The organism is Paenibacillus sp. FA6 (assembly GCF_051550225.1).
Lineage (GTDB): Bacteria > Bacillota > Bacilli > Paenibacillales > Paenibacillaceae > Paenibacillus_AQ.
The window spans coordinates 602,360-615,251 of the sequence record NZ_CP188820.1 but is presented as its reverse complement, the minus strand read 5'-3'; the positions used below and the strand labels follow the sequence as shown (position 1 = coordinate 615,251).

The following is a 12,892-nucleotide window of genomic DNA, read 5'->3' as shown; positions in this document are numbered from 1 at the left end:
TCTTTAGTGCTGAAAAGTCGACTTTTTGAACTCGCACTTGTAGAGGTTTTTCACACAAAAAAGAGTGCTCTGTCATAAATGACAGAGCACTCTTTTTTTTATTTTGTATTAAATGATTCCTGGATACACCATGAAGATTACCATCACGAGTAAACAAACCGCGATTAGGGAACTCATCATCCGCATCTTGCTAATTTCAGCTGAAACATCTTTGTTTAGTTTAATATTTGCAACGACAGCCTTCAATGGTTTAGTCATCATTCCACAAATTGCGAATAAGGCAACAATAAGTACAATTACGATAATCATCCATCCTACCGAGTAACTACCTTTACTCATTAAATAACCGCCTGTAATAAACTGGATCAATAATCCGATTTGAGCAAAGATATTAAAACTTCGAATAGCCACAGCACTTCCTTCTTTAGCAGCTAATGATAATGTTGACATTTTACCCATTACGAATGGCAGTAGAAGATAGAACCCAACAGATAACGCCCCTAGAATATGTACAAAATACATAATTTTTTCCAATTTAAAAACCCCCATTAATTTTATCTATGATTATTATCATACCAAGTATACCTTAATATAATAATAAAAGGAAAGAACCCCCTTGTTATAACTAAACAATGAGGTTTCTTTCTTCATAGCTTTGACACATTTGCAATTCCTTAATCTACATGTGTTTTTATTCGATTATTTTCTTAAAATCGAAATGACATTTTGAACAGACACTGCCGATTTATCCAAGGCTAACTTCTCATCTGTCGTTAACTCTAGTTCAAATATTTTCTCAATTCCATCCCCACCAAGAATCGTAGGTACGCCCATAAATAGGTTATCGTAACCATATTCTCCTTCAAGCAGAGCAATAACAGGGATAATGCGTTTCTTGTCCTTCAAGATAGCTTCTGTCATTTGAACCAAGGATGCTGCAGGCGCATAATAAGCACTACCGTTACCTAGTAGGTTGACAATTTCACCGCCACCAACACGCGTACGCTGAACTATCGCTTCAATACGCTCAGCACTAATTAGTGTATCAATCGGAATACCTCCAACGCTAGAATAACGAACTAGAGGTACCATATCATCACCATGCCCACCCAATACGAATCCGCGAACATCTTCTACAGATACATTCAATTCTGTAGCAATGAAAGTACAATAGCGAGCTGTATCAAGTACACCCGATTGACCAATAACACGATTCTTAGGGAACCCAAGCGTCTCATAAGCTACATAAGTCATAGCATCCACAGGATTACTTAGAATGATAACGATAGAGTTCGGAGCATATTTTTTGATGTTCTCACAAACAGACTTCACGATCCCTGCATTTGTGTTCACAAGGTCATCACGGCTCATGCCAGGTTTACGAGCAATACCAGCCGTGATAATCACAACATCGGAGTCAGCAGCATCTTCATAGTTAGATGTACCAATAATTTGGCTATCGAATCCTTGAACAGGACTAGCCTCCATCATATCAAGTGCCTTACCTTTAGTTGGGTTCTCTAACTGAGGAATATCAATTAACACAACATTCCCAAGTTCCTTCTGTGCTAACATAAGTGCAGTTGTAGCACCGGTAAATCCAGCTCCAACCACGGATATTTTATTTCTTTTTATTCCCATAGTCGAATGATCTCCTTATGACTACATACTTTTGATAACGTGATCTGCGAACTCCGAACATTTAACTTCTGTAGCTCCATCCATTTGACGAGCGAAATCATAGGTAACAATCTTATCGTTAATGGCTGTTTCCATACCTTTATAAATAAGATCTGCCGCTTCATTCCAGCCTAAATGTTCAAGCAACATAACTCCTGATAGAATGACAGAGCCTGGATTAACAAGGTCTTTGTCTGCATATTTCGGAGCTGTACCATGTGTAGCTTCAAATATAGCATGTCCAGTCAGATAGTTGATATTGGCTCCTGGGGCAATACCAATTCCACCAATTTGTGCTGCCAAAGCATCAGACAAATAATCACCATTTAGATTAAGCGTTGCAATAACATCAAAGTCAGTCGGGCGTGTTAGAACTTGTTGCAACGCGATGTCAGCAATAGCATCCTTAATAAGGATCTTACCACCATCTATCGCTTCCTTCTGAGCTGCATTCGCTGCATCTTCACCATCTTTTTCCTTAATAATATCGTATTGAGCCCACGTGAATACTTTATCTCCGAACTCCTGCTCAGCTACTTCATATCCCCAGTTCTTAAAGGCACCCTCAGTATATTTCATGATGTTACCCTTATGTACCAGAGTTACACTCTTACGACCATGCTCGATCGCATATTCAACTGCAGCGCGCACAAGACGTTTGGAGCCATCCTCAGATACAGGCTTAATACCGATCCCTGATGTTTCTGGGAAGCGAATATTCTTCACACCCATTTCATCCTGAAGAAATGCAATCAATTTCTTCACTTCAGCAGAACCTTCTTTGTACTCAATACCCGCATAAATATCTTCTGTATTCTCACGGAAAATAACCATGTCCACAAGTTCAGGACGTTTAACTGGAGAAGGTACTCCTTTGAAATAACGAACTGGACGTAAACAAACATACAAGTCTAATTCTTGGCGCAACGCCACGTTCAATGAACGAATTCCTCCACCAATCGGAGTTGTCAAAGGACCTTTGATAGCTACAATATACTCACGAATAGCTTCAAGAGTATCATTTGGTAGCCACTCTCCATACTCATTGAAAGCCTTTTCACCTGCAAACACTTCATACCATGCAATTTTCTTAGAACCGCCATATGCCTTGTCTACAGCAGCGTCAAGTACACGTTTGGAAGCTTTCCAGATATCGCGTCCTGTTCCGTCACCTTCAATAAATGGAATGATTGGGAAATTAGGAACCTTTAAGACCCCATCTTGAATCTCGATCTTGTCGCCCTCTGTTGGAAGTTCGTACTTTTCTAGTTTAAACATATATTTGTATCCTCCTAAAGTTTTTTATAGCGTTACTTCTTAAGTCAATTCTTCGTAAAAAACTCACATCGGAAGCATAAGCTTATTTTTTTGTGTATTACAACTAAATTTATACTTCGCAAAAAGAAAAATTTTAAAGCATATGCTTAGTCTTTTTGTAGCGTTACTTATGTTTTTTATGCACGCAATTCAATTGGAATATACTTCTGATCAGTTAATCCTATATATTCTGCCCGCGGACGAATAATACGGTTATCAACCCATTGTTCAAGGATATGTGCTGTCCATCCTGATACTCGACTAATTGCAAAGATCGGAGTAAACAACTCACTTTCAATACCAAGCTGTGTGTATACAGAAGCAGAATAGAAATCAACGTTTGGCTTCAGACCTTTTTGTCCAGTGATCATATCTTCTATCTTCACAGACATGGTATAGAGTTTAGTGTCATTCTTCATCTCACCAAGTTCACGTGACATCTTCTGCAGGAATTTCGCCCGAGGATCTCCGTTCTTATATACCCGATGACCGAACCCCATAATCTTCTCGCGATTATTCAGCTTTTCTTGAATATAGCTCTCAACTTGATCAACTTCACCAATCTCGTCTAGCATTCTCATAACAGCTTCATTCGCTCCACCATGTAATGGACCTTTCAAAGCACCTATCGCTGAAGTAACACCAGAATACATATCTGAGAGCGTTGCCACTGTAACACGTGCAGCGAATGTAGATGCATTCAATTCATGATCAGCATGAAGCACGAGCGCTTGATCCAACGCCTTAATAGAAGTCTCATCTGGCTGTTCCCCTCTTAGCATGTACAAAAAATTCTCTGCTATGGATAGACCTTTCTGAGGAGCGATAGGTTCCTTTCCTTGGCGAAGACGTGAAAGTGCTGCCACGATCGTAGGTAATTGCGCCTGTAGTCTTATAGCCTTTTTCTCATTTGAGGAACGACTCACGTCATCCGCTTCTTCATCGTACAAAGCAAGAGCAGAAACCGCAGAACGAAGAGCAGCCATTGTATTCACATCTTTAGGGTATAACTTCATTTGTTCAATTAATAATTGTGGAATTGGTGCGAAAGTATCTAGATCTTGTCTCAGATCACTTAACTCTTGCGCATTGGGTAACTTACCGAACCATAACAGGTAAGCCACTTCTTCAAAGCCGGCATGTAACGCTAAATCATCGATATCAATGCCGCGATATGTAAGCACACCATCCACGATTGAACTAATAGTAGATGTTGTTGCAACAATACCTTCTAATCCTTTGGTAGCTGTCATCGTACGTCTCTCCTTTGAAAAAAACATATTTTATAAGTAGCTGTCTACAACAATGAAAACATTTACATTTCATTGAATGAAAATAAAATAAAATAAACCTCAAAAAACAAACCTTCTAACATCATACTGGAAATTGTCTGATTTGTGAACATCATCTGACGTATTTTTTACATTAAAATGTTTTATCGTATTTATAACATATTTCTTGTTGCTATCTGATGACAACTTCTACTACCTTCTGTACACCGTCATATTCCCATTTTTCATCTTACTTTTCAGCCATTTCAAGATGAGAAGACGATAGATAGGACGAGTGAGCGGAAATATCATAGTGAAACCAATAATATCCATAAGGAAACCAGGTAGTACTAATAAAACCCCTCCAATAAAGACGCTAAGTCCATCGACTAAGGTTCTCCCAGGAATTTGGCCGCTATTCATTTGTAAGCGGGCGTCCTGCAACACTTTTCTCCCTTCAAAACGCATCATGATCAGCCCAATTACTGAAGTAAATAACGTAAGGAGCAGTGCCTTGGTTCCTCCGAAGTTTCCAACAACCAAGTTAAACAAGTATACCTCAGCCACTACAATAACGATTATTATTCCCCATGCCCATTTCCACATGCTCTTGGAACCCTCCCTTAGTTACTTTCCCCTTCAGATTGTGTTTAATAAGCATAATATACTCACAAACAATTATCCAGTTTAGCGAATAGCATTCCCTCGAGAGATATTAAAAAAAAAAAAGACGACCCAATACAATTAGGTCGTCACTTCATATATTTAACATTCAGTTTATATCGTCCCACTGAATTAAGCTTTATTAACTACACTTACTTTAATAAGATTGGTAGAACCTGAAAGTCCCAAAGGTACACCTGCAGTAATAACAACAAGATCTCCTTCATGTACCATACCAGAGTTCAGACCACCTTGAACGGCATAATCAAAAATTTCATCCGTTGTAGAAGCTAATTGACCTTTGACTGGTGTCACACCCCATGTAAGGGTCAGACGACGCATCGTACGGTCTTCTGTCGTTACAGCAATAATTGGAGCTTCTGGACGATACTTAGCTACTACGCGCGCTGTGTGACCTGTCTGAGTCGAAGAGATGATCGCCTTCGCATTCAAATCCATCGCAGTAATGGTAACAGCTTGGCTGATTGCCTCTGTAACTGTCGTTTCTTGGAATGTACTTTGTTTCGCAAATATTTCACGATAGTTCAAAGCTGATTCTGCTTTCTCAGCAATACGTGACATTGTAAGAACAGATTCAACAGGATATCTACCCGCAGCTGTTTCACCAGATAACATTATCGCATCAGTTCCGTCGAAAATCGCATTCGCTACATCACTTGCTTCAGCGCGAGTTGGACGTGGATTACGTTGCATAGAATCCAACATTTGTGTAGCTGTAATGACCGGTTTACCAGCACGGTTTGATTTCGCAATCATGCTCTTTTGTACCAATGGTACGTCTTCTGCAGGAATTTCTGTTCCTAGATCTCCACGTGCAACCATCAAACCATCAGAAACTTCAAGAATTTCATCTAAATTATCGACACCTTCTTGGTTTTCAATCTTGGAGATGATGTTGATGTGACCTGCATTATGTTTTTCTAACAATTCACGAATCTCAAGAACGTCACTCGCTTTACGAACGAATGAAGCGGCGATGAAATCGACATCTTGTCCAATTCCAAAGATGATATCAGCAGTATCTTTCTCTGTAATACCTGGTAGAGAAATACGAACTCCTGGTACGTTAACACCTTTTTTACTCTTAATCGTACCACCATTAACGATGACACATTTAATTTCTGTTCCTTTAATTTCCACAACCGTTAAACCGATCAATCCATCATCAATCAGAATAGTCGATCCAATTTCTACATCACCTGGAAGGTCAGCATAAGTAATCGAAATACGGTTTTTGTCGCCCAATATTTCCTCAGTAGTTAGTACTATAAATTCATCTTGCACAAGTTCAACTGAATCAACTGCAAGTGTACCTGTACGAATTTCTGGACCTTTAGTATCTAGAAGAATCGACACTGTCTTTCCTAACTCTTGACAAGCTTGACGAATAACATTAATCCGATTACCGTGCTCAGCAAAATCACCATGAGAAAAGTTCAGTCGAGCTACATTCATACCTGCATTAATCAATTTCTTAATATTTTCTAACGATTCACTTGCCGGACCGATTGTACATACAATTTTTGTTTTACGCATTATGTTTCCTCCGTTTTTTAAGAACTCTCTTTATCTTCTGTTCAACTACTTAATTTACTACAATACACACTTTTTGTATAGGAAGTTTGTCACATCACTCATTTTCCATGACTTGGGGGTTCACTTTTTCTGATGATGCAACGGGTTCGAATGTATATTGACCCAGTTTCCTAAATTTTAAATATCGATCTTCTTTCAACTCATTGTCATCCATAACAGAAAGCTCTTTCAAATGCTTACACAGAAATTCTTTAATATGCTGTGCTGTTAACTCATAATCTCTGTGAGCTCCGCCCTTCGGCTCAGGGATAATATCTTCGATCACTTCAAAGTTCAGAAGATCTTGAGCTGTGATCTTCATAGCCTCAGCCGCTTGATCAGCCCGAGTTGCGTCCTTCCATAAAATAGAGGCCGCTCCATTGGGGGATATGACGGAATAGATCGCGTGCTCTAGCATAAGGACTCGGTTACCAACAGCCATGCCAAGTGCTCCGCCGCTACCACCCTCCCCGATAATGACACAGACAACAGGAACTCCTAATATAGACATCTCTCTGAGGTTTCGAGCAATCGCTTCAGATTGGCCTCTCTCTTCAGCCGCATTACCCGGATAAGCACCCTTTGTATCAATAAATGTAATAATAGGACGTTTAAACTTCTCTGCTTGCTTCATAAGTCTCAATGCTTTTCGAAAGCCCTCTGGGTGTGCGCTCCCGAAGAATCGTGCAATATTATCTTTCGTATCCTTGCCTCGTTGCTGTCCCAATACCGTTACAGGAACACCATTCAATGTCGCAATTCCACCAACAATAGCAAGATCATCACCAAATAAACGATCTCCATGTAATTCAACAAAATCAGTGAAAATAAGTTCTATTAATTCTAATGATGTTGGACGTTGTTGATGTCTTGCAAGATGTATTTTTTGAGGTGCTGAAATACTGGAATAGATTTCTTCTTCCAACTTTGTATATCGTTCCTCAAGTTTAGAAATTTCATCCGTGAAATCAATACCTTTTTCCTGTCCGAACATATACAGTTCATCGATCTTTTTACGCATCTCTACGAGAGGTAATTCAAAGGGCATCTCCGCAGCCATTTAAAACTCCCCCTTCATCGTATGAAATTCAATGAGCTTAGCAAGCATTCCGCACATTTCTTTGCGATGTGTCACTAAATCCAATTGTCCATGCGCCATATTATATTCGGCCGTTTGGAATTCATCAGGAAGCTTCTGACGAATAGTCTGTTCAATAACGAGTCGTCCAGCAAACCCAAATACAGCTCCAGGTTCTGCTATATTAATGTCTCCGAGCGTAGCAAAGCTAGCAGAAACGCCGCCCATTGTAGGATCAGTAATGACAGAAATGTACAGTCCACCCTGTTCATTAAAGCGTGCGAGTGCAGCACTTGTTTTGGCCATCTGCATTAAGCTAAGAATGCTCTCTTGCATTCTAGCACCACCAGAGGTAGAGAAAATAATGAGAGGCAATTGTCGTTCCATTGCGATCTCAATCGCTCGTGTTATTTTCTCACCAACGACTGATCCCATACTTCCACTGAAGAAATCAAAACTCATAACTGCTACGACTACTGGAAGTCCAGAAAGAGTTCCTTGTCCGGTAACAACCGCTTCACGTAAACCCGATTTCATCGCCTGCTCTTCTAACTTGGTTGCATAGCCAGGAAATTTCAGTGGATCCACAGAGATCATGTTGCTATCGAATTCTTCAAATCCTTCCTCATCCAAAGTAATCTGGATTCGTTCCATAGCATTTAGACGCATATGATATCCACAAGAAGTACATACCTTCAAGTTCTTCTCCAGTTCCTTGCTATACTGAATGATACCACACTTGGCACATTTGCTCATAAGACCTTCCGGAATTTCACGTTTCGGACGCTCACCCTCTGGGCTATTATCACGTCCCACACGATCTGAAGGAATGGTCGCGTATTTTCTTTTTTTCTGAAATATGTCTTTAAACACAACTACACCTCTCCAGCCGTTAATTTGTTGGCCGTTCTTTCCGTCAATCTTCTATTATACACCATTTGTTGATTGTATTAAGTTAAAGGATGTAGAATAGTGTTCAGAACTTCCTGAATCTCTTCAAGTTCCCCAGAAGGCACCTGAATTTCAAACTGTTGCTTGGACAAATTGATGGGACGTGCACGAACCAAAAATCCTTCTTCTGTTAATTTGGTCTGAATCATTTCTGCAAACTTAGCGGTAGGTGCAATATAAATAACCGTCCACACTTTCGCAAAGCCCCCTACACTCAAATTCTAAGCACATATAATGAACCCATGATACCATATTTATCTTTTTAACCGCAAGAAATAGTATTGGATATAAATGGCTGTCACATTCATTTCATTCGTACTGTACCTTTTCCCAACATTTGTTCCATCTCCTCAAACAGCTCTGGGGACGGTTTAATTCGATATTGATCACTTAATGCAAGTAACTTCTGACTTTGTTCATAAAAGAGTACCGTTGCAACCGAACCCGGATGCATCTGAAGCAACTTTTTCAATCCCGTTAATAGCTGCGCATTCTCCGCATGATGACCAATCTTTACGAATACACGTTGCTCACTCACAGTTTTCACTAATGGTTGCTCATTCCCTTTTGGAACGATGCTGTTACGTTTCACTAACTGTTCCAAGCCTTTGCTATCCAAGGGTACGACTTCCTCCGCTAACAACTTAAATCCTTCATCCTGTTGTTGTACCCTAGCTCTTAAACCAAGTAAAGCACCTTTCTCAATCCATGCAGAACTACGTCTCCACACTTCAGGAAATAAGACAACCTCACAGCGCTCAATCTGGTCTTCACACTCCATGAACGCCATAGCCTTACCCTGCTTAGTCGTTATTGTCTTAATAGAAACAACCATCCCGACAACGACTGTACGCGTATCATCTGGTAGTTCGCTAAGATCCATTAGACGGTCAACCGTCGTCATCTGATCTAACAAGCCATCATAATCGTCTAGAGGATGTCCAGATAGATATAATCCAAGTAATTCACGTTCCAGTTCGAGCTGCTGCCCTGCCGTAAATGGGGTTATATCCGGATAGGCAATATCCCAATTCGCACTCTCTACGAAATCGAACATTTGAATCTGCAGATCATCGCGTTCCTTGCGCCACTTCACTGCAGCATCAACCGTTTCATCTAACATGGCTAACACTTGAGCACGATGTCCAGGTAAGGAATCAAAGGCCCCTGCCTGGATGAGTGATTCAATAACTCTTTTGTTACATATCCTTAGGTCAATGCGTCTACAGAAATCAAGTAAACTCTCAAATGGCTTGTCTTGCCTCATAAGAATAATATTCTCCACTGCTTGGGTACCTACGTTCTTCACCGCACCTAACCCGAACCTTATATGACCAGAACCTAACTTATCAGTAAGACCGTTCTCCCCTCCCATTGCTGGAACAGGTGTAAACAGCACGCCACTTTCATTAACGTCAGGAGATAACACACCGATGTTCATCCTCCGGCATTCAAGCACATACTCAGCCACTTTTCGATGATTACCCATCACAGCCGTCAACATCGAGGCCATGAACTGAGCAGGATAATGAGCTTTTAGATAAGCCGTCTGGAATGCAAGTACTCCGTAGGCTACAGCATGCGCTCGTGGAAATCCATAATCAGCGAAACGTACGATCATATCGTAGACCCGATTGGCTTCTTCTTCGGTGTACCCCTGTTTCAGACTTCCATCTACGAAATGACTTCTTTCTCGGTCCAGCACTTCCCGCTTCTTCTTCGAAACAGCACGGCGCAGTAGATCTGATTCACCTAACGAGAATCCTGCCATCGTGGATGCAATCTTCATAATCTGTTCTTGATACACAATAATGCCATATGTATCTTTCAAGATTGGCTCCAAGTCTGCATGAGGATATTCCACTTCCAGTAAACCATGCTTCGCTTGAATATATTTCGGGATAAACTCCATCGGACCTGGGCGATAAAGAGCAAGCACGGAAATAATATCTTCAAATGTAGAAGGCTTCATCTCCTTCAATACTCGTCTCATACCGGCCGATTCTAACTGGAACACACCCGTTGTATCTCCATGCCCAAGCATGGCATAAGTCTGTAAATCATCATCAGGGATATGATCGAAATCCGGAGTATGCCCCGTCATCTCACCAATCCATTTCATCGAACGTTCAATAATCGAAAGAGTTCTGAGTCCAAGAAAGTCCATCTTCAGCAACCCGATACTCTCCAGAATATCCATTGAATACTGCGTGAGCGCTGTCTTCTCACTACCTTCCTGCAAAGGCACAACATCCGTTAGTGGATCGCGTGAAATAACGACACCTGCGGCATGTGTCGACGAATGTCGTGGCATTCCCTCGACCTTCATCGCCATGTCCAACATCTCTCGTATCTTACCACTAGCGTCGTACAACTTTTTGAGTTCTTCACTTACTTCCATTGCCCGATCAATACGAATACCAAGTTGGTTGGGAATTAACTTAGCCGCTTTATCCACATCCGCGAAGGGAGTATTCAATGCCCTTCCTACATCTCTAACTGCAGCTCGAGCAGCCATCGTACCAAAAGTGATGATCTGTGCTACATGCTCCCGACCATACTTATCTACCACATACTCAATCACTTCATCTCGCCGCTCATCACTGAAGTCGATATCTATATCCGGCATGGTCACCCGTTCAGGATTCAAGAATCGTTCAAAGAGCAAATGATATTTCATAGGGTCCACATTCGTGATCTTCAGCACGTAGGCTACAATACTTCCGGCAGAAGATCCTCGACCTGGTCCTGTTGCAATCCCATTCTTATGTGAGAACGCGATGAAATCCCACACGATGAGGAAGTAATCAGCAAACCCCATACTTCCAATGACTCCAAGCTCATAGGATAGTCTCTCTTCTATCTCCCGTCTACCTTCTACATCTTGCCATCTATCTGACTTCTCATAGCGCGCCATGAGCCCTTCTGAACATAATGCATGTAAATATTGCTCTGAAGTCATTCCTTCTGGTAGCGGGCTATACTGTGGCAATATTGAACGATCGAACTCAAGCTCTAGCTGGCATTTGTCAGCAATAAGGTTCGTATTCTCAAAAGCCTCTTTAATATGAGGAAATAAGCGGGCCATTTCCTCCCCACTTTTGAAATATAGCTGGTCTGTTGGAATTCGCAATCTTTGCTCATCATCTACGGTCTTTCCTGTTCCGATACAGATAAGAACATCCTGCACCTCGGCATCCTCACGACGAAGATAGTGGACATCATTAGTCGCTACCAAGGAAATTCCCGTCTCTTTACTAAGTTCGATCAACTGAGGGTTGACCCTTTTCTGTTCCGATATTCCATGATCCTGAAGTTCCAAATAGAAATCATCACCAAATATATCTTTATATCGAAGAGCTGCATTCCGAGCCTCTTCGTAACGACCATGTAGTAATTGTTGTGGAACCTCGCCACCTAAGCATGCACTAAGGCATATGATTCCTTCATTGTAATTTCGAAGAACATCCAAATCTATCCGTGGTTTATAGTGAAAGCCTTCCAAATGTCCAATAGAGCATAGCTTCATCAGATTTCGGTAGCCTGTCTCGTTCTTAGCTAACAGTATTAAATGATAGATCGGCTGATCCTTTCGACTACCTCTCTCCTTACGAGAGCCCGAGGTGAAATAAACTTCACAGCCTATGATGGGCTTGATACCTTTACTTTTACACGCCTTATAGAACGGAACTGCACCGTACATAACCCCGTGATCAGTAAGAGCCAACGACTTCATTCCTAAATCAGCAGCCTGTTGCACGAGATCCGTAATACGTGCAGCTCCGTCCAGGAGGCTAAATTCACTATGAACATGTAGATGTACAAATGAAGCCATGTCCGCCCTCCCTTTCATCGCAAGTTCAATATTTTTTAAAAGACTTTCTCTTATTTTATCATATTCCCATAGGGAACGCCCATAGAATGGATAACAGCAAGTATAAACGGCATTTATATTCGAATTAAAGGACAAGCGCTATACAAACCACAGTTCAAGAGAGGGGACCGGTTTATGAGTACTTTTTTATCAAAAGCGATTTTAGACTTCTTCATCGCCTTCGGCATTGTGCTCGGAGGTGCCATGGTTGGAGGCATGGGGGCGGTCATTTCCCTCCAGCCGCCTACCCAAACGATGCTTGATATCGCTGATCGAATTAAGATTTGGGCCCTTGCAGCAGCCGTAGGAGGAACGATCGATCCCATGCGCGTCATCGAAAGCAACTTTTTCATCGGAAATCTATCCCCTGCGATCAAACAGATTCTATTTCTCCTATTTGCATTTCTTGGTGCTCATGCCGGTAGCGAATTGGTCAAATGGATATGCAACGGTAGGAGATAA

11 protein-coding genes are annotated in these 12,892 nt (G+C 41.3%); 1 reads left to right on the top strand and 10 read right to left on the bottom strand.

Annotated elements, in window-relative coordinates:
* Positions 1-108 precede the first annotated feature (108 nt).
* The 10 genes from ACP8HI_RS02795 to ACP8HI_RS02750 all read right to left on the bottom strand — a co-directional run bounded on the left by ACP8HI_RS02795 (position 109) and on the right by ACP8HI_RS02750 (position 12,391).
* Positions 109-534: a hypothetical protein gene (locus ACP8HI_RS02795; RefSeq protein WP_438349624.1), complete on the bottom strand. Its 426-nt coding sequence runs from the start codon at positions 532-534 to the stop codon at positions 109-111.
* A gap of 165 nt (positions 535-699) precedes the next feature.
* Entirely contained in the window at positions 700-1,641 is a 942-nt protein-coding gene (gene mdh / locus ACP8HI_RS02790; protein WP_438349623.1) for a malate dehydrogenase, read from the bottom strand.
* A 21-nt stretch (positions 1,642-1,662) separates the two neighbouring features.
* Positions 1,663-2,958 (bottom strand): NADP-dependent isocitrate dehydrogenase, encoded by a 1,296-nt coding sequence (gene icd, locus ACP8HI_RS02785; protein ID WP_438349622.1) that lies wholly within the window; start codon positions 2,956-2,958, stop codon positions 1,663-1,665.
* 176 nt (positions 2,959-3,134) lie between these two features.
* Positions 3,135-4,250: a citrate/2-methylcitrate synthase gene (locus ACP8HI_RS02780; protein ID WP_438349621.1), complete on the bottom strand. Its 1,116-nt coding sequence runs from the start codon at positions 4,248-4,250 to the stop codon at positions 3,135-3,137.
* Positions 4,251-4,481: 231 nt separating this feature from the next.
* Positions 4,482-4,874, bottom strand: a complete 393-nt coding sequence (locus ACP8HI_RS02775) for an FxsA family protein (protein ID WP_438349620.1) — start codon at positions 4,872-4,874, stop codon at positions 4,482-4,484.
* 189 nt (positions 4,875-5,063) lie between these two features.
* A complete protein-coding gene (gene pyk, locus ACP8HI_RS02770) occupies positions 5,064-6,488 on the bottom strand; it encodes a pyruvate kinase (RefSeq protein WP_438349619.1) in 1,425 nt (474 codons plus the stop codon).
* A 94-nt stretch (positions 6,489-6,582) separates the two neighbouring features.
* Entirely contained in the window at positions 6,583-7,587 is a 1,005-nt protein-coding gene (locus tag ACP8HI_RS02765) for an acetyl-CoA carboxylase carboxyltransferase subunit alpha (RefSeq protein WP_438349618.1), read from the bottom strand.
* On the bottom strand, positions 7,588-8,478 hold the full coding sequence (gene accD, locus ACP8HI_RS02760; protein WP_438349617.1) for an acetyl-CoA carboxylase, carboxyltransferase subunit beta: 891 nt from the start codon (positions 8,476-8,478) through the stop codon (positions 7,588-7,590).
* Positions 8,479-8,555: 77 nt separating this feature from the next.
* Complete coding sequence (locus tag ACP8HI_RS02755) at positions 8,556-8,750, bottom strand: glutamate decarboxylase (protein WP_438349616.1); 195 nt, start codon at positions 8,748-8,750, stop codon at positions 8,556-8,558.
* A gap of 110 nt (positions 8,751-8,860) precedes the next feature.
* Entirely contained in the window at positions 8,861-12,391 is a 3,531-nt protein-coding gene (locus tag ACP8HI_RS02750; RefSeq protein WP_438349615.1) for a DNA polymerase III subunit alpha, read from the bottom strand.
* 174 nt (positions 12,392-12,565) lie between these two features.
* On the opposite strand from ACP8HI_RS02750, the gene ACP8HI_RS02745 reads away from it, so the two are divergent.
* A complete protein-coding gene (locus tag ACP8HI_RS02745) occupies positions 12,566-12,892 on the top strand; it encodes a YtrH family sporulation protein (RefSeq protein WP_438349614.1) in 327 nt (108 codons plus the stop codon).